The organism is Erwinia sp. L03-1, assembly GCF_058686115.1.
The window spans coordinates 2,078,346-2,096,057 of the sequence record NZ_CM178762.1 but is presented as its reverse complement, the minus strand read 5'-3'; the positions used below and the strand labels follow the sequence as shown (position 1 = coordinate 2,096,057).

20 protein-coding genes and 1 pseudogene are annotated in these 17,712 nt (G+C 54.9%); 8 read left to right on the top strand and 13 right to left on the bottom strand.

Translation table 11 applies throughout. The features are described 5' to 3' along the window. Window positions 1–7: 7 nt before the first annotated feature. Entirely contained in the window at window positions 8–1,306 is a 1,299-nt protein-coding gene (locus AC4PCC_RS09755; protein WP_492127242.1) for a D-amino acid dehydrogenase, read from the bottom strand. A gap of 522 nt (window positions 1,307–1,828) precedes the next feature. Between AC4PCC_RS09755 and AC4PCC_RS09750 the strand changes: the two genes are divergently transcribed. Then, window positions 1,829–3,364: a SpoVR family protein gene (locus AC4PCC_RS09750; RefSeq protein WP_345827724.1), complete on the top strand. Its 1,536-nt coding sequence runs from the start codon at window positions 1,829–1,831 to the stop codon at window positions 3,362–3,364. Between the two features lie 99 nt (window positions 3,365–3,463). Here the strand turns inward: AC4PCC_RS09750 and fadR are convergent, their stop codons facing one another. Next, entirely contained in the window at window positions 3,464–4,183 is a 720-nt protein-coding gene (fadR, locus tag AC4PCC_RS09745) for a fatty acid metabolism transcriptional regulator FadR (protein ID WP_067701317.1), read from the bottom strand. A gap of 309 nt (window positions 4,184–4,492) precedes the next feature. Between fadR and dsbB the strand changes: the two genes are divergently transcribed. Both dsbB and AC4PCC_RS09735 read left to right on the top strand, forming a co-directional pair. Continuing rightward, a complete protein-coding gene (dsbB, locus tag AC4PCC_RS09740) occupies window positions 4,493–5,023 on the top strand; it encodes a disulfide bond formation protein DsbB (protein WP_492127241.1) in 531 nt (176 codons plus the stop codon). 138 nt (window positions 5,024–5,161) lie between these two features. Next, window positions 5,162–5,332: a hypothetical protein gene (locus AC4PCC_RS09735; RefSeq protein ID WP_156484920.1), complete on the top strand. Its 171-nt coding sequence runs from the start codon at window positions 5,162–5,164 to the stop codon at window positions 5,330–5,332. Window positions 5,333–5,392: 60 nt separating this feature from the next. Here AC4PCC_RS09735 and aroD read toward each other — a convergent pair whose 3' ends face one another. The 4 genes and pseudogenes from aroD to AC4PCC_RS09715 all read right to left on the bottom strand — a co-directional run. After that, window positions 5,393–6,283 carry a type I 3-dehydroquinate dehydratase gene (aroD, locus tag AC4PCC_RS09730; protein WP_492127240.1) on the bottom strand — a complete coding sequence of 297 codons (891 nt, stop codon included), beginning with the start codon at window positions 6,281–6,283 and terminating at the stop codon, window positions 5,393–5,395. Window positions 6,284–6,358: 75 nt separating this feature from the next. Further along, the gene (gene ycgN, locus AC4PCC_RS09725) at window positions 6,359–6,802 is read right to left on the bottom strand and encodes a cysteine cluster protein YcgN (RefSeq protein WP_492127239.1); all 444 of its coding nucleotides are present in this window, start codon (window positions 6,800–6,802) and stop codon (window positions 6,359–6,361) included. A gap of 63 nt (window positions 6,803–6,865) precedes the next feature. Continuing rightward, window positions 6,866–7,525: a fumarylacetoacetate hydrolase family protein gene (locus AC4PCC_RS09720; RefSeq protein WP_492127238.1), complete on the bottom strand. Its 660-nt coding sequence runs from the start codon at window positions 7,523–7,525 to the stop codon at window positions 6,866–6,868. 54 nt (window positions 7,526–7,579) lie between these two features. After that, a pseudogene (locus AC4PCC_RS09715) lies at window positions 7,580–7,684 on the bottom strand (lytic murein transglycosylase); the annotation flags it as partial. Between AC4PCC_RS09715 and AC4PCC_RS09710 the strand changes: the two are divergent. Next, window positions 7,662–7,817 (top strand): hypothetical protein, encoded by a 156-nt coding sequence (locus AC4PCC_RS09710; protein ID WP_492127618.1) that lies wholly within the window; start codon window positions 7,662–7,664, stop codon window positions 7,815–7,817. The pseudogene AC4PCC_RS09715 and the gene AC4PCC_RS09710 sit on opposite strands and share 23 nt — an antisense overlap. Before the next feature lie 108 nt (window positions 7,818–7,925). On the opposite strand, the gene AC4PCC_RS09705 is transcribed toward AC4PCC_RS09710, so the two are convergent. After that, window positions 7,926–8,204, bottom strand: coding sequence for a YcgL domain-containing protein (locus AC4PCC_RS09705; RefSeq protein WP_492127237.1), 279 nt, complete (start codon window positions 8,202–8,204; stop codon window positions 7,926–7,928). A gap of 155 nt (window positions 8,205–8,359) precedes the next feature. Between AC4PCC_RS09705 and minC the strand changes: the two genes are divergently transcribed. The 3 genes from minC to minE are packed head-to-tail and all read left to right on the top strand — an operon-like array spanning window position 8,360 to window position 10,189. Continuing rightward, window positions 8,360–9,061, top strand: a complete 702-nt coding sequence (gene minC, locus AC4PCC_RS09700; RefSeq protein WP_492127236.1) for a septum site-determining protein MinC — start codon at window positions 8,360–8,362, stop codon at window positions 9,059–9,061. Between the two features lie 42 nt (window positions 9,062–9,103). Next, complete coding sequence (gene minD, locus AC4PCC_RS09695) at window positions 9,104–9,916, top strand: septum site-determining protein MinD (protein ID WP_067701297.1); 813 nt, start codon at window positions 9,104–9,106, stop codon at window positions 9,914–9,916. 3 nt (window positions 9,917–9,919) lie between these two features. After that, window positions 9,920–10,189, top strand: coding sequence for a cell division topological specificity factor MinE (gene minE, locus AC4PCC_RS09690; RefSeq protein ID WP_067701294.1), 270 nt, complete (start codon window positions 9,920–9,922; stop codon window positions 10,187–10,189). A 46-nt stretch (window positions 10,190–10,235) separates the two neighbouring features. Here minE and rnd read toward each other — a convergent pair whose 3' ends face one another. The 5 genes from rnd to yoaA all read right to left on the bottom strand — a co-directional run bounded on the left by rnd (window position 10,236) and on the right by yoaA (window position 16,750). Next, the gene (gene rnd, locus AC4PCC_RS09685; protein ID WP_492127485.1) at window positions 10,236–11,351 is read right to left on the bottom strand and encodes a ribonuclease D; all 1,116 of its coding nucleotides are present in this window, start codon (window positions 11,349–11,351) and stop codon (window positions 10,236–10,238) included. A 111-nt stretch (window positions 11,352–11,462) separates the two neighbouring features. Beyond that, window positions 11,463–13,145, bottom strand: a complete 1,683-nt coding sequence (fadD, locus tag AC4PCC_RS09680) for a long-chain-fatty-acid--CoA ligase FadD (RefSeq protein ID WP_492127235.1) — start codon at window positions 13,143–13,145, stop codon at window positions 11,463–11,465. Window positions 13,146–13,359: 214 nt separating this feature from the next. Then, window positions 13,360–13,956, bottom strand: a complete 597-nt coding sequence (locus AC4PCC_RS09675) for a Slp family lipoprotein (RefSeq protein WP_345827733.1) — start codon at window positions 13,954–13,956, stop codon at window positions 13,360–13,362. A 56-nt stretch (window positions 13,957–14,012) separates the two neighbouring features. Beyond that, window positions 14,013–14,714 (bottom strand): tRNA (adenosine(37)-N6)-threonylcarbamoyltransferase complex dimerization subunit type 1 TsaB, encoded by a 702-nt coding sequence (tsaB, locus tag AC4PCC_RS09670; protein ID WP_492127234.1) that lies wholly within the window; start codon window positions 14,712–14,714, stop codon window positions 14,013–14,015. Between the two features lie 131 nt (window positions 14,715–14,845). Further along, on the bottom strand, window positions 14,846–16,750 hold the full coding sequence (gene yoaA, locus AC4PCC_RS09665) for a DNA repair helicase YoaA (protein WP_492127233.1): 1,905 nt from the start codon (window positions 16,748–16,750) through the stop codon (window positions 14,846–14,848). Between the two features lie 134 nt (window positions 16,751–16,884). Between yoaA and AC4PCC_RS09660 the strand changes: the two genes are divergently transcribed. Then, window positions 16,885–17,229 (top strand): RidA family protein, encoded by a 345-nt coding sequence (locus AC4PCC_RS09660; RefSeq protein WP_067701281.1) that lies wholly within the window; start codon window positions 16,885–16,887, stop codon window positions 17,227–17,229. 128 nt (window positions 17,230–17,357) lie between these two features. On the opposite strand, the gene AC4PCC_RS09655 is transcribed toward AC4PCC_RS09660, so the two are convergent. Next, complete coding sequence (locus AC4PCC_RS09655) at window positions 17,358–17,603, bottom strand: YoaH family protein (RefSeq protein WP_492127232.1); 246 nt, start codon at window positions 17,601–17,603, stop codon at window positions 17,358–17,360. Window positions 17,604–17,712: the final 109 nt, after the last annotated feature.

The window sequence follows — 17,712 nt, the reverse complement described above, 5'->3', positions numbered from 1 at the left end:
ATAACGATCAGCGGCTGGCACCATGCAACGTCTGGCCAACGGTCGGGTAGAATCCTGGCAGATAACGCATTACCGACAGGTCATCAGCGGCAATGGCGGGGATCCTTCGCGAAATGATATCAGAAAGCAGCTGCCCCGAACCGCATGCCATTGTCCAACCGAGCGTTCCATGACCAGTATTGAGATAAAGATTACTCAGCGGGGTTCGCCCCACAATGGGCGTCCCGTCAGGCGTCATGGGTCGCAGCCCGCTCCAGAATGACGCCTGGGCAATTTCCCCTCCGCCAGGAAAAAGGTCGCCAACCACCATTTCCAGCGTTTCACGTCGCGCGGGACGAAGGGACAGGTCATAACCGACAATTTCAGCCATCCCCCCAACTCGAATGCGGTTGTCGAAGCGGGTGACGGCCACCTTATAGCTTTCATCCAGTACGGTAGAGACAGGTGCGGCCTGCGGATCCCTGACCGGAAGGGTCAGTGAGTACCCCTTAAGGGGGTAAACCGGCACGCTGACCGTCTGTTCCAGCAGTCCCCGGGACCAGGACCCCAGTGCCACAACGTATGCATCGGCCTCAACCGTTTCCGCGCCGCACTTCACGCCCGTAATCCGGTTCCCCTCCTGTAACAGAGCATCGATCGGGGTGTTGAAACGAAAGGTCACGCCAGCAGCAGCGGCCATAGCAGCCAGCCGCTGGGTGAAGAGCTGGCAGTCACCGGTTTCATCGTTGGGCAGACGCAGACCGCCAGTCAGTTTGTGCTGGCTGGCCGTGAGTGCAGGCTCGACGTCAACCAGCTGAGCAGCCTCAAGCAGTTGATAAGGCACGCCCGCTTCCCGCAGTACCGCGATATCTTTGGTGGCGCTTTCGAACTGCTGCGCGGTGCGAAACAGCTGCAGCGTACCGCCCTGCCTGCCCTCATAGGCAATGCCCGTCTGCTGGCGCAGCGTTTTCAGACAGTCGCGGCTGTACTCAGCGATGCGTACCATGCGGCTTTTGTTCTGCTGGTAGTGGTCAAGATTACAATTTTTAAGCATTTGCCACATCCAGGCCAGCTGGAAGCGGCTGCCGTCAGGACGAAATGCCAGCGGCGCGTGGCGCTGGAACATCCATTTGATTGCCTTTAACGGCACGCCCGGCGCGGCCCAGGGCGCCGCGTAGCCGGGTGAAATCTGTCCGGCATTTGCCGCGCTGGTTTCCTGTGCCACGCCGGCCTGCCGATCGATAATCGTAACCTCATGCCCGGCCTGTGCCAGATACCAGGCGCTGGCCACGCCAACCACTCCGCCTCCCAGAATGACAACTCGCATAACTCTCCACCGCCGTTTAAAAAAGAGGATTAAACTGCCTTCACGCAACTGCTGCGAACGATTACGCTACGTCACTTTATCTAACATTACGCTGACACATTTCACATCTTTTTTACTCTAAGCGGTAATAAAAAGAGTTAGCGCGATGAAATACGGAGTTTAATTCCGCAGGTTAGCCATTATCAGCAGCAAATTATCGAGGATTAGGGTTTTTTGCGCTTTCCCAGCAGAATATGATTTGCTCATAACATTCCCTTATAAACAGCATATAATTTCATCTATTCCATATGAACCTTTATTTACTGCTGCCTCAAAATGATATTTCGTCATCCGCTCTATTTTGTCCTAAATAATTCATTTGGATTCGTCAGAAGGATCGCCGGGAGTGAACTATCATTGAGCTATTGGCTTGCGTTCCGGTTTTGCAGGAGTATCTCTATGCTCTGGCAGCCGGGTGGAAAACGGATCTTTTGTCGCTACAGGTTGTAACGTCGAAAACCGGTTTTTTAAAAGGGGTACGCTATGACGACTATCTTTGACGATCCGATTAAGGACAGCAAACGACTCAGTGATGGACCCGACTGGACTTTTGACCTGCTGGATGACTATCTGGCAGAGATTGACCGCGTAGCCAAACTCTACCGGCTTGAAACCTATCCGCATCAAATTGAAGTGATTACTTCTGAGCAGATGATGGATGCCTATTCCAGCGTCGGCATGCCCATAAACTATGCTCACTGGTCATTCGGTAAAAAGTTTATTGAAACCGAGCAGCGCTATAAACACGGCCAGCAGGGCCTGGCGTATGAAATTGTTATCAATTCGAATCCCTGTATTGCCTATCTGATGGAGGAGAATACCATCACCATGCAGGCGCTGGTCATTGCCCACGCCTGCTACGGACACAACTCCTTCTTCAAAAATAACTATCTTTTCCGCAGCTGGACCGATGCCAGCTCGATTGTCGACTACCTTATTTTTGCCAGAAACTACATCAGCCAGTGTGAAGAGCGCCACGGCGTGGAAGAAGTCGAGAAGCTCCTTGATTCCTGTCATGCCCTGATGAACTACGGCGTTGACCGCTACAAGCGCCCGCAAAAAATCTCCCTGCAGGAGGAGACGGCAAGACAGCAAAGCCGCGAGGAGTATCTGCAAAGTCAGGTCAATATGCTCTGGCGCACCCTGCCGCGTCGCGAGCGGGAAGAATCCCAGCAGGCGGCGACTCGCTACCCCTCCGAGCCGCAGGAAAATCTGCTCTACTTTATGGAGAAAAATGCCCCCCTGCTGGAATCATGGCAGCGCGAGGTGCTGCGTATCGTGCGTAAAGTCAGTCAGTATTTCTACCCGCAGAAGCAGACGCAGGTGATGAATGAGGGCTGGGCAACGTTTTGGCACTACACCATCCTTAACCACCTTTACGATGAAGGTAAGGTATCAGAACGCTTTATGCTGGAGTTTTTGCATAGCCATACCAATGTCATTTATCAGCCCCCCTATAACAGCCAGTGGTATAACGGTATCAACCCCTATGCGCTGGGGTTCGCGATGTTCCAGGATATTAAGCGTATCTGTCAGGAGCCAACGGAGGAAGATCGCTACTGGTTCCCGGATATTGCCGGCAGCGACTGGCTGGAAACCCTGCATTTTGCCATGCGTGAATTTAAAGACGAAAGTTTTATCAGTCAGTTCCTGTCACCGAAGGTAATGCGCGACTTCCGTTTATTTACGGTAATGGATGACGATCGTAACAATTTCCTGGAGATCGCCGCCATTCATGATGAAGCCGGTTATCGGGCCATTCGTCAGCAGCTGTCAGCACAGTATAATCTGAGTAATCTGGAGCCAAATATCCAGGTGTATGATGTGAATCTGCGCGGTGACCGCTCCCTGACGCTGCGCTATGTGCCACACAGCCGCGCGCCGCTGGATAAAAGCCGCCGCGAGGTGCTTAAGCACGTGCACCGTCTGTGGGGCTTTGATATTCATCTTGAGCAGCAGAACGACGACGGCAGCACTGAAATCCTCGATCGCTGCCCGCCGCGCACTTCCCCGCTTTAACCCCGTCAGAACATAAAAAAAGCGGAGTCAGTCATCTGACTCCGCTGCGGATCGCCCTGAGGGTGAACGACGGCGTAAAAGAGGCTTATCTGCCTCTGATTACCGACGCTGTGGGGGAAGATCCGTCGGCATGCTGGTCTGCATGTTATGCCAAATCTCACCGCTGCGGCGGCCATAGTCGCGCACAGTATCCACAATAATATCGTACTGCTGCTGCTGGCAGATAACGTTCAGCTTCTGGTAGAAATCCTGGGCCAGCTTACGCGCTTCAGGATTAGAAAAATAGTGACGCCCAACGCGGGTATACAGCCCTTTCAGGCCGTTCAGGATCAACCCATAGATGGGATTGCCAGAGGCGAAGGCCAGACCACGGAAGATGCTGTAATCAAGATCGGTATAGGCTTCGGCTTTATCATCAACGCCCCTGGCCGTTTCCAGCACCTCCAGCGCTTTATCCGGATAGGTACGAATCGCGCGAAGAATGAATATCGAGGAGATATTGGTACGAACCGCCAGCAGGTTATCTATCAGCTGTGGAACGCTGTCGTGATCCAGACGTGCCAGCGTTTCAAGAATGCTTAAGCCGGACGTTTCCCAGAAATTATTCACCCGGGTCGGTTTGCCATGCTGAATGGTCAGCCAACCATCGCGGGCAAGTCGCTGTAACACTTCCCGTAATGTCGTACGGGTGACGCCAATCAGTTCCGAAAGCTCTCTTTCCGCCGGCAGAATTGAGCCAGGCGGGAAGCGACTATTCCAGATGCTTTCAATAATATACTCTTCAGCGAAACCGGCAGGGCTCTGCGCCTTAATGACCATAGCGTTTTGTTTCCATTGCGTTCATGACTGCAAAATTGTGCTCATCATACCAGATGCTCCCGGCATCACATAGACGGGCAGGCTGCGAAAACGCTGAGGCGCTAACAAAACATAAAAAAAGTTGCTGGCAGGTCACTCCCACTTTCGCACCTCTGTCATCAGCAGGCTCTGAAAGCTCTGAGATAGCACTCTCCGGAAAGAATGAATCCCACTCAGGTCAATTTCTCGGTGAAATTCTACGCTAACATGCTGGTGAACCGGCGCTTTTGGTTTACACTGCCGGTTCAACACCTATTACATGGATTGACTATGTTGAGATATTTGAATAGCTGCTCCCGCGGGCGCGGCGCATGGCTTTTGATGGCCTTTATTGCTTTTGCTCTGGAAATGGTCGCACTCTGGTTTCAACACGTCATGATGCTGAAACCGTGCGTTATGTGTATTTATGAACGCTGCGCCCTTTTCGGGATAATGGCGGCAGGACTTGTCGGCGTCATCGCTCCAGCAACGCCGCTGCGCCTGGCAGCGATCGCTATCTGGATTTATAGCGCCTGGGAGGGCGTCCGGCTGGCCTGGGAACATACGATGATTCAGCTTCATCCCAATCCGTTTGTGACCTGTGATTTTGCCGCCCGCTTTCCACAGTGGCTGCCGCTGGACAAAATCCTGCCTTCCGTTTTTGTGGCCAGCGGTGACTGTTCGCAGAATCAGTGGTCCCTGCTTACGCTTGGAATGCCGCAGTGGCTGATTGGGATTTTTGCGGCCTTTCTGCTGGTCGGTATTCTCGTGCTGCTGGGTCAGCCGTTAAAACCGAAAAGACGCGATCTGTTTTCTCGCTAGCTCTGCCGCTACTCAACCCACCGCCGGTGGGTTTTTTATCGCCTGTTAACCTCCATCGCTCCCTGGCAAAGACCAGGGTTGAAGGACTGACTCACGGCGACTACGCTTAGATGACACGTCTGTTCGAAGAGGAATATTATGAAAAACATCGCGTTAATGCTGGTTCTGTCCTTCTCCGCCGCCGCCCTTTCCGGCTGTGCGTGGTGGGGAGGAGAAAATACCCACAGTGCCCCACCGGCTCCCCCCAGCGGCCAGCAGCCCCCCGGCGCGCCAGGCGGCAGCGGCCCGGTTGGTCAGCCTCAGTCCTGACAGAAACGGTGTCATTACCAACGCCAGCGGGTGATTCCGCTGGCATTATCCCTGCAGGTATCAGGAACCCATGCTTTTATGCACGATCCCCAGCACGCTGCTTAAATCCTCCAGAGCAACCTGACCGGATGCAGAGGCTTCACCGACCATGGCGAACGTCAGTGCCGATCCGGTCAGCTCTCCGCTCATCCGCGTCAGTACCCCCAGGTCGCCCATAGACATCGTCAGAACCGGACGTTGGGCGTAATGCTGATGCATTTCCCAGGTTGCCGTTAGCAGCGTCAGGACATCACCCGCGTTGGCAGGCATCGCAGCCAGCTTAAGGATATCCGCCCCGCGCGCCTGCTGTTCGCGCAGTCGCGAGACGATCTCCTCTTTCGCCGGAGTGGACTTTAGCTCATGGTTAGACAATATCACCTTAACCCCCCGCTGCTGAGCCAGGGCGATAAGCGGATCGGTTTTGGTCCGATCGCGATACATTTCAACGTCAATCAGGTCAGCAGTGCCTTCGGCCAGCAGCTGTTGATACATCTGCACGTACTGCTCGTCGCTAACCGCTTTTTTGCCTCCTTCGTCTTTAGTACGAAACGTCAGCAGCAGCAGCTTGTTCCCGAGCCGGTCGCGTACCTGGTGCGTTAGCGCGGCTATCGCGTTCGCGTCCAGGGCGTTCTCCAGCATATCCAGACGGAGTTCCAGCACGTGAAAATCCTGGCTGGATGCGACTTTATCGACAAAGGTCAGAACATCCGCCGGGTGGCTGGCAGTGGTCGGCACGATAACCTTCGGACTGCCCTGTCCGATGGTGATGTCGCGGAGCCTGAGCTGTGGCGGTTTACCTGTCGCAGCAGGCAATGGCTGCCCGGTGGGCTGACTCCTGGCCGCAGAGGGCGTTATCAGGGATAGGGCGAGCATGGCACCGCTGGCGCCGAGGAATTCTCTGCGTTGAATCACGTAACTTATCCTTTTTACCTGCAAAACATAAGGATAAGCATAGCAAAGATTCGGACAGCCTGACGGCGGGCGGCCTCAGCCCCTGCCCGGTTTATTGATGATATGATCTTCCCAGTCTGTCACTTCGCTCTCCCTGACCGCGATATGCCGCACGGAGATGCGCCCGGCGTGCATCGCCGCTTTGGACCCGGTACGCAGGGGGTGCCAGAGAGGAAGATTTTTCCCTTCTGCCAGCATACGATAGGCACAGCTGGGGGGGAGCCATGAAAAAGTGGGCAGATTGTCGCGCGTCAGTTTGATGCAATCCTCTTCATATTCGAAGCGGCGCTCGTAATTGCGACACTGGCAGGTTTTGATGTTCAGCTGGTTGCAGGCAACGTTAGTGAAGTAAATCTCATCGGTGTCGGCGTCCTGCAGCTTATTCAGACAGCACTGACCGCATCCATCACAGAGGGATTCCCACTCTTCATTGCTCATTTGTTCCAGCGTTTTACGCTGCCAGAAAGGGGTGTCAGTCATCGTGGTATCCGTTTAAGTAAAAAGCCCGCACCTTATAAACAGTTCGGGCTTCAGTTGCAAGCCTTACAGCACCCGCGTCGCGATGCCGTGGCCGCCGAGTGAGACTTCAAGTCGGTCGCCTGAAACCATCGGGCCCACGCCCTCAGGCGTACCAGTGAGGATCACATCCCCGGCACGCAGCGTAAAATAGCGGCTCATAAAGGCGATAAGCGGCAGAATGGGGTGGATCATATCAGAGCTATTCCCCTGCTGGCGCACCTCGCCATTGACCACCAGCCGCAGATCGACGTTTTGCGGGTCGGCATCAAATTCGTTTACCGGAATAAAGCCGGACAGCGGGCAGGAATTATCGAATCCCTTGGCTTTTTCCCAGGGCTGACCGGCCTTTTTACAGCCCGCCTGGATATCGCGCAGGGTCAGGTCAAGCGCCACGCCGTAGCCGGCAATGGCTTTTGCGACGTGCTGTTCCGAAGCCTGCTTAAGGGTAGAGCCAATCAACACGGCCAGCTCCACTTCATGATGTACGGCACCTGAATCTTTCGGAATAGACAGCGGCTGACGGATGTCGCAGATCGCCGTTTCCGGCTTAATGAACAGTACCGGTTCGGTCGGTGTGGCACTGCCCATCTCTTTAATGTGCTTAGCGTAGTTGCTCCCTACGCAAACGACTTTGCTTACCGGAAAGTCTAATAACGCGCCCTGCCAGTTATGATGCTGATACATATCCTTCCCCTGTCTGATTGAATGAGGTAAAGCCCATAGCGGGCATCCGTTCAGTTACTGAGACATCGCATCGGCCATCATGCCAATGCTGATAGCAAAATACCAGGCGCGATTTCAGCGCAGCAGGGTACGGAAATTGTCATACACCATAAATGCCCTGACGAAAGAAAGTGGCCGCTGGTGGCAGCAGATCCGGCTGAAACTGATGATGGCAGCGCAGGAGCCGCAGATGCCTGCGTGGGGGCCGCGCTGTTTTTACTGGCGCATCCCGCCAGCGCAAGCGCGAGAATAATTGTGCTGAGCGAGGGAGTCTTCATGCGGCATCCTTTTTGATTCGGACACCGCCATAAATTAAATCTAAACGACGAAACCGGTAGCGGTGAATAATTGCAGACGATTCTTAATCAGGCTTCTTCGCCGTTTCCAGATGACTCTTAAGCAAACTTTCCAGCGGCGGCGGAACCTGTAAATAATAACCCTGCTCTTGCAGGCTGGCTTTTACCTTATCAATGCTGGCATTGACCAGACGCTTACTGCCATCAAGCGGCAGCATCATCGCCATTTGCGGCTTACCAAAGCCCCTGAGCAGCTCTTCCGGCACGCGGGAGAAATCGTCCTTTTTTTCAACATAAAGATAAGTCTGGTCACGCTTTGGACTTCTGTAGATCACACAAAACATATTTTTTACTCGAATTAACCTGGCTGGCACCTTGCCTGAATATAGTAGTAACTATAACATGCTTGCAGAACTTCGGAATATTTCCCCATTACGATTAAATGCCGGTTCAGCTGGCCTGATTGGGGAATTTGAATAACAGGACTGAGCCGGGCCAGATGTCACAAACGCCAATTGAGTTAAAAGGCAGCAGTTTTACTCTGTCAGTTGTTCACCTGCACCATGCCGATCCGGGCGTGGTTCGTCAGGCGATTCAGGATAAAGTCAATCAGGCGCCAGCCTTTTTGAAAAATGCGCCGGTTGTGTTGAACGTGGCTTCATTAACCCGCGACGTCAACTGGCGACAGATGCAGGAGGCGATTACCTCCGCCGGATTGCATATCGTTGGCGTCAGCGGCTGCAAAGACGAGTCGTTAAAACGTGTTATCAGCCGGGCAGGCCTGCCGCTGCTGTCGGAAGGTAAAGATCAGCCGAGAAACGTGGAAGCTATCCAGCCTCCTGCCCCCCAGCTTGTAGCTGAACCTGCCCCCGTCAGAACCCGATTAATCAATACGCCGGTCCGATCGGGTCAGCAAATTTACGCTAAAAACAGCGATCTGATTGTGACCAGCAGCGTTAGCGCCGGGGCGGAACTGATTGCTGATGGCAATATACACATCTATGGCATGATGCGTGGCCGCGCCCTTGCCGGTGCGAGTGGCGATCGTGAATGCCAGATTTTTTGTACCAGCTTATCAGCCGAGCTGGTTTCCATCGCCGGTGAATACTGGATTATGGACCAGATCCCTGCTGAATTTTTTGCAAAAGCCTCGCGTCTTTGTTTAAAAGACGGCGAGCTGACTATACAGACACTGAACTGAGCCAGGCTCACGAGCCCTTTCTTTTCTTAAGGAAATTATTATATGGCACGCATTATTGTAGTGACTTCGGGTAAAGGAGGCGTGGGAAAAACCACGTCCAGCGCGGCCATCGCTACCGGTTTAGCCCAGAAAGGTAAAAAAACCGTGGTGATCGATTTTGATATCGGCCTGCGTAATCTCGATCTGATTATGGGCTGTGAGCGCCGCGTAGTGTACGACTTTGTGAACGTAATACAGGGCGACGCTACGCTGAATCAGGCTCTGATTAAGGATAAGCGTACCGAAAAACTCTTTATTCTGCCTGCTTCGCAGACCCGTGATAAAGACGCGCTAACGCGTGAAGGCGTTGAGAAGGTGCTGGATGACCTCGGGAAAATGGACTTCGACTTTATCGTCTGTGACTCCCCGGCCGGGATCGAAACCGGTGCGCTGATGGCGCTTTACTTCGCCGATGAGGCCATCATCACCACCAACCCTGAAGTCTCCTCCGTGCGTGACTCCGACCGCATCCTGGGCATCCTCTCGTCGAAATCCCGTCGGGCAGAAAACGGCCAGGATCCGATTAAAGAACATCTGCTGTTAACCCGTTACAATCCGGGCCGCGTTAACCGTGGTGATATGCTGAGCATGGAAGACGTGCTGGAGATCCTGCGTATTCCACTGGCGGGCGTTATCCCGGAAGATCAGTCCGTGCTGCGTGCCTCCAACCAGGGCGAGCCGGTCATTCTTGACGCTGAATCCGATGCGGGCAAAGCCTATGCCGATACCGTTGACCGTATTCTCGGTGAAGAACGCCCCTTCCGCTTCATTGAAGAAGAGAAGAAGGGTTTCCTGAAACGCCTGTTTGGGGGATAAACCATGGCCTTACTCGATTTCTTTTTATCCCGTAAAAAGAGCACAGCCAATATAGCCAAGGAGCGGCTGCAGATTATCGTGGCAGAACGCAGGAGGGGCGATAGTGAGCCCCACTATCTGCCACAGCTGAAGAGGGATATTCTGGAAGTCATCTGCAGGTATGTGAAGATCGATCCAGAGATGCTTAGCGTGAAGCTGGATCAGAAAGACGACGACATTTCGATTCTGGAGCTGAACGTGACGCTCCCGGAGGCAGAAGACGCCCCGAAATGAGCCGCATCAGCGTATGGCTTTCCCCTGCGGGTTGCAGGGGAAACCATCAGGCGTATTCAGCCCGCAGCAGCGCCATGATGTCGTTGCCTAACAGCTGTCCCCGCCAGCCATCAATCAGCTCTGGTCTGATTTCCTGCGGCTTTATTTTCCAGTACCAGCTTAACAGCTGATTAATCTGACGACGTGAAGCCAGCAGTTCCTGGCTGACGCCATGCTGCTCCGCGGCCGCCGCTACGAGCGATTTTAGCGCCTTGAATGCCGCTTTATAGGCAGGATTGTCAATCAGGTTGACGATCGGCTCGGGTAGCTCGCTGTCATCAAAGGCATTTGCCTGCGCCACCATGCCCACCAGCGCCCTGCCGTGAAAACGGATCTCCTGACCGGCCAGACCGAGGTGATCGAGTTCGCCCAGCGATCCCGGCATAAAGCGCGCCACCTTCCACAGGTTCTCTTCGCGCACAACAAAGTTAACCGCCATATCCTTTTCGCGAGCCATTTCGAGCCGCCAGGCCGCCATCAAACGCAGCGCCGCCAGCTGGCGTGGACGCAGCTGCCAGGCATTAGTGATGTCACGGTAGGCCTCTTCGGGCGCAACCACCACCCTTCGACGTCGGCACAGCAGCCCACACTCATCAAGCGCAGCGTCCAGCTTACCGGCGGCCCCGGCCTCGGCCATCAGCTTGTGGGCGATGGGCAGCAGATAGAACACATCGGCGGCGGCATACTGGCACTGCTTTTCCGTCAGCGGTCGCGCAATCCAGTCGGTGCGGGATTCACTTTTATCCAGCGCGATGCCGGTAAAGGATTCAACAAGCGTGGCGAAGCCGCAGGACATCGGGCGTCCGGTAAAGGCAGCAAGAATTTGGGTATCAATCATCGGCGTGGGCAGAACGCCATACTCGTGCAGAAAGACTTCCAGGTCTTCGCTGCCAGCATGCAGGAACTTGATGACACCCTCGTCAAGCAGCAGGTCGCGAAACGGTGCCCACTCGGTAATAGGGAGAGGGTCAATAAGGGCGATGTGTTCCCCGTCATACAGTTGAATCAGCCCCAGCCGGGGATAATAGGTGCGGGTACGGACGAATTCGGTATCCAGCGCCAGCGCGGGAAAATGACGGGCAGTCTGACAAAGTTCAGCCAGCGCCTCGTTGGTGGTTATCATGGTGTAATTCAAAACGATCCTCTCGCTGCGGCATTCTGCGCCTCAGTGTCATCACAAAAAAACGCCGGGAAACCCGGCGTGATAGCGTTTATCGGCGGTGTTGTCACCTCGTCAGGATGCTTTCGCTATCCTGATTGCCTCATCGCGGAGTTCGCGCCGCAGGATTTTCCCCACGTTACTCTTGGGCAGCTCAGTGCGAAATTCGACGATTTTGGGAATTTTATACCCGGTAAGATGTTCTTTGCAGTGGATAATCAGTTCCTCCTGGGTAAGAGAGGGATCTTTTTTTACCACACAAATTTTTACCGTTTCACCCGCGGCCTCATTGGGCACGCCGACGGCGGCGGCTTCCCTGACCTTTGGATGCAGCATCAGCACATCTTCGATTTCATTAGGATAAACGTTAAACCCTGAAACCAGAATCATATCTTTCTTGCGATCGACGATGCGGATAAAACCTTCGGCGTCAACGGTAACAATATCTCCGCTGTGAAGCCATCCATTTTTGAGCACCTCATCGGTGGCCTCCGGCTTCTGCCAGTATCCCCGCATCACCTGGGGGCCTTTGATGCACAGTTCGCCTGCTTCACCTGCGGCGACTTCATTACCCTGTTCATCCACCAGGCGAATGTCCGTTGACGGCACCGGCAGCCCGATGCTGCCGCTGTGGTAGCGAATATCGTAGGGGTTGACGGAGACCAGCGGCGCGCATTCGGTCAGGCCGTATCCCTCAAGCAAATAGTGTCCGGTCAGTTTCTCCCAGCGCTCGGCGACCGCCTTCTGCACTGACATTCCCCCACCTGCCGACAAACTCAGGCTGGAGAAATCCAGCTTTTGGAAATCACTGTCGTTCAATAACGCATTAAACAGCGTATTCACCCCGGTTATGGCGGTGAAGCGCGTTTTAGCCAGCTCCCGCACCAGTCCGGGAATATCCCGGGGATTGGTGATTAACAGGTTTGCACCGCCCAGCTCGATAAACAACAGGCAGTTCACCGTAAGCGCAAAAATATGGTAAAGCGGCAGCGCGGTCACGACCGTTTCCTTACCGTCCTTCAGCAGAGAACCATAGGTTGCCCGGGTTTGCTCCAGATTCGCCTGCATATTGCGGTGGCTCAGCATCGCCCCTTTGGCAACGCCGGTGGTGCCGCCGGTATATTGCAGAAAGGCCAGATCGTCGTTAACGATGTCCGGTCGTACATACTGCATCCGGTAACCTTTATGCAGCGCACTGCGAAATGAGATAGCGTCCGGCAGATGATACTTAGGCACCAGGCGCTTGATGTATTTGACCACAAAATTAACCAGCGTCCCTTTGGCGGGCGAAAGCTGATCGCCCAGGCGGGTGAGGATCACATGTTTAACCTGGGTTTCCTCAACCACTTTTTCCAGCGTATGGGCAAAGTTCGACACAATGACAATAGCGCTGGCACCGCTGTCGTTAAGCTGGTGCTCAAGCTCGCGCGGCGTGTAGAGGGGATTGACGTTGACCACCACCATCCCTGCACGCAGGATGCCAAACAGGGCAATCGGATATTGCAGCAGGTTAGGCATCATCAGCGCCACCCTGTCACCCTGTTTCAGCCCCAGTCCTTCCTGTAGCCAGGCGGCGAAAGCCCGGCTGCGCTCCTCGAGCTTACGAAAGGTCATTACCTGACCCATATTGATAAAGGCGGGCTGATCGGCGTAACGTTTTACCGCCTGTTCAAAGAGGTCAATCAGGGATGTATAGCGATCGGCACTGATCTCCGCAGGCACATCAGCGGGATAGCGTTTTAACCAAATCTTGTTCAAATAAGTTCCTCCTGAACACGTGATATTTTCCATCGCACCCTCAGCTCGTCGCGTTTGTTAACATTATTTTAACTCAGCGTACCAGTTTGATTACTTCTCCGTTATGAGGTTGCGAAGCCCATCACTAAAAACATTTTCATTCAGAAAAAATATAAAAAAATGACCCGCCAGCGGAAAGACAGCCAGCGGGTCACGTTGATTATTTTCTACCGGTCTACTCAGTCAGGATGGTCTGTACCTGCGCCGGGCCCTGATTGAAGTAGCCGAACGGCGGCGGTCCCCAGTAGCCACCGGAGTGACGTCCTCGTGGCGGGCCATACCAGATCCACGGATCAAGCGGCTGCGGCGGTGAGACCACCTGCTGCGTCAGGTGCCAGCGCTGGTAGCCGGTTACGCTCACCACCACGAAGTTATAGGCCGCCTGCCCAATCACACCCTTTTCGGTTCCCTTAATCGGACCGACAACGGTGACCATTTGATTATTAAAATCAACCGGATCGACAAAGCCGCTGATATCCGCATAAATACGCCCAACAGAGGCACTGCCTAATATCGGCCGGGCGGTATCATCCAGCCGCATAGCGGCAATTTCCAGCCGGGTGCTGCCGTTTTGGTTTATCACCTTCACCACCCGGCCGCCAAAGCGTGACTCCTGACCGACAAACAGCTGAGGCGCACTCATCACGCGCGTTAAATCCTGCTGGGGCGTAGCCGACGTGCCTTTTACTGAGTCCGGTATGCTTACGCAGCCGAAAAGCAGCATACTGACAAGTAATATACTGCCCGTCTGTACCAAAAATCGTTTACGCATAGTGTTCTCCGAGATACCGTTCCTTTTGACTCCGGGCGCGTTAATTAGTTGCCAACTCACTCACGGCCCGGCAACTTTTTCCATGCGACTTCATTACGCAGGTAGGTGGGTTCCGCCAGCTCAACCGCCACGGTCCTGCCCTGCTTAAGCGCCAGCGCGGCCAGGGGCAGCATATCCTCCGCCTGCGGAAGCTCGACCCCGGTCATCTCTAAATCAAGATGAGCACTTTCTGCCAGCTGCGGCCAGGCCTTCCAGCCTGTCCCCACCAGCGCCCAGCACCCGGTGAGCCGGGACATTCTCTCCTGCGCCGCCTCGGGGTTTAGCACCGCTTCGCTGTCGTCTCCCTGCCAGATACCCTGCTCATCCCGCTGATATTCTGCCCAGTAGACCTCGCCCATTCTGGCATCAATCGCGGCCAGGACGCGGGTGGCGCCCTGGCGGCGCCATGCACCTTCCGCCATGGTTTTCAGCGTCGACACGCCAATCATCGGCAGTTCCGCGCCCAGTGCCAGCCCCTGGGCGATGCCAATGCCGATGCGCACGCCGGTGAAACTACCCGGCCCCTGACCAAATGCCAGTGCATCCAGTTCGGTCAGCGCCGTATTGCCCTGCTGGAGGATCGCCTGCACCATCGGCAGTATGCGCTGGGTGTGTTCGCGGGCGCAAAGCTCAAACTGGGCGGTGACCTTCTGGTCGTTAAGCAGCGCCACGGAGCAGGCCTCCGTGGCCGTATCAATGGCTAAAATTCGCGTGGACATACTCACCTCTGGCGGGGGAAATTTTCGGCGCGCAGCATAGCATACTGCGCAATAATTTACTGCCGGACTTCCGGCTTAAATCAGGTCTTTGCCGACGTTATAACAATGCGTCCAGCTTAAGGACGCTGTGGCTAAGCGTCCGGCTTAAGAAAGGCCACCGCCTGCTGAATATCACGCGTGCGCGGCGTCGGCGGCAGGCTGTTAAGGAACACCGCCCCGTAGGGGCGCATAACCAGCCGGTTATCACAGATAACCAGTACTCCGCGATCGTCAACGTCACGGATCAGGCGGCCCACGCCCTGCTTAAGAGTGATCACTGCATCTGGCAGCTGGACGTCGTCAAAGGGTTCGCCGCCCCGCAGTTTACAATCTTCCATTCTCGCCTTAAGCAGCGGATCGTCGGGCGAGGTAAACGGCAGTTTATCAATGATCACCAGCGACAGCACATCCCCGCGCACGTCGACGCCCTCCCAGAAGCTGCTGGTGGCCACCAGCAGCGCATTCCCCGCCGCGATAAACTGTTTCAGCAGTTGCCCTTTGCTGGTTTCCCCCTGTAACAGAACCGGCAGCGTCAGCAGCGCTCGGAACTGCGCCGCCAAATCGCGCATCATTTTATGGGAAGTACAAAGAAAAAAGCAGCGTCCGTTATTGGCTTCAATCAGCGGCAGCAGCATTCGCGCCATTCGGCTGGCGCTGTCAGGCTGATTAGGCGACGGCAGATTTCTCGGCACGCAGAGCAGTGCCTGACTGGCGAAATCAAACGGGCTGGTAAGGATCAGCGTCTCGGCCTGGCTGACGCCCAGCCTTTCCACGAAGTGGGTCATCTGCTCATTTACCGCCAGCGTCGCCGAGGTAAATATCCAGGTCGCCGGGCGCTCGTCCATCACTTCGCGAAAGCGATCGGAGACGGAGAGCGGCGTCAGCGCCAGCACAAAGTGACGGGAGTTGCACTCATACCAGTAGCTAAAGCCGGGCTGTGAGACATCTTTCAGCCGCTTAAGACGGCCGCGATAGAGTGCCGCACGCTCGAAAGCCGCATCCAGCAGCGCCGAACGGCCGAGCGACATTTTCGCCACGTCATAGCAGAGTTCGAGCGCATCATCGAGCAGCGTCAGGGCGCGCTGGATACCGGCATCGCTGAGCAGATCGCGCAGGTTGCCGCGAAAGCCCGGATCGCCAAGCGCCAGACGGAAATCCTGTGCGCACTGCGCCAGACGGTCCGCCGATTTTTGCAGCTGCTGCGCATCACGGACCTCGGTGCGGTAAGCAATGCTGATGTCTTTAGCCAGGTCGAGCAGCTGCTTGCTCGAGAGCTGCTGCCCAAAATACTGGCTGGCGATATCCGGCACCTGATGCGCTTCGTCGAAGATCATGACGTCAGCATCGGGAATAAGCTCGGCAAATCCGCTCTCTTTTACCACCATGTCAGCGAGGAAGAGATGATGGTTTACCACCACGATATCCGCATCCATCGCTTTGCGGCGCGCCTTCACCACAAAGCACTCCTGATACAGCGGGCAGTCGCTGCCCAGGCAGTTATCATTGGTGCTGGTCACCAGCGGCCATACCGTGCTGTCCTCGGCCACGCCGCCGCAGGTGCTGATATCACCGTCCAGGGTTTCTGACGACCAGCCGCGCAGGTGGACCAGGTCGCTCATCGCCTGCGCCACCAGCTCACCGCCCGCCATCGACTGCTGCTCAAGGCGCTCCAGGCAGAGATAGTTTGAGCGCCCCTTAAGCAGCGCGAGGGAGCCTTTATACTTAAGCGCCCGTGCAACGGTGGGAAGATCGCGACTGTAGAGCTGATCCTGCAGCGCCTTTGAGCCGGTTGAGATAATCACCTTTTTGCCGGAGCGGAGCGCCGGTGCCAGATAGGCAAACGTTTTACCCGTACCGGTTCCCGCTTCTACCACCAGCTCGCGCTTATTTTCGATAGCCTGAGCCACCGCTTCTGCCATCTGGCGCTGCGGTTCACGCGGTTTAAAACCCGGAATAGCCAGCGCCAGCGCGCCGTCTGCTGCAAAATCGTCTGCCACACACCCTCACTACCTGTAAGAAAACACTGTAATTATGTCAGTATCCGCCCTGCCACTCCACCCTTTAGGTGACAGCAGCAATAAAACTGTGGCAGGCTGGCTGCAAATTTTTACTGCTATAAATGAGGGAAGTCATGAGCATTGAACGTCTGGATCCAGAACACCGCATGTCGGAAGCGGTAATCCATAACGATACTATCTACTACACCAGCGTACCGGAGAACCTTGATGAGGATGCGCACGCGCAAACGGCCAACGCGCTGGCGGTAATTGACCGGGTACTGGCCCGCGTAGGGTCGGATAAGAGCCGCATTCTGGATGCGACTATTTTTCTGGTGGAAAAAGAAGATTTCGCCGCGATGAATCGCGCATGGGATGCCTGGGTTTCACCGGGGAATGCGCCGGTTCGCTGCACCGTTCAGGCCAACCTGATGAACCCTAAATATCGGGTCGAGATAAAAATCATCGCCGCAAAATAATCGTTATTAGCCGATCCCTGGCGCTGGACGTTGCAGTCGGCGCGTTCCGGGTGGCGTAACGCGTCGCCACCCTCTGTCAACAACGACGTAACGCCAAAATAAACGTTATCACCTCTCAGAAAGCAGAATTACTCCTCATACTCCTCTTCGTCGTCGTCCTGATGGTCCTCTTCCTGATTGCTTTCCTCTTCATCTTCGTCATCTTCGTCATCAAAACGGGCCGTTATCATATCGCCCGTATGATTTTCACGGATCTCAGCCGCTACCAGCTGTATCGCCTGCCCGCTGCTCATCCCCTCTGACATCAGTTGCTGAATGCGCTCTACCGCCTGCTGCTGCTGGTCGTACGTAAGCGCTGGTAATCCCGTAATCATATCCACTCCAGTAATAATCGTGTAGCCCGTCTGCGCGTAACAAACAGATGTCAGCATTAAAAAAATATGTCAGGCTTGTACTCTGTCCTGGTCAAGGCCTGCTAAATTA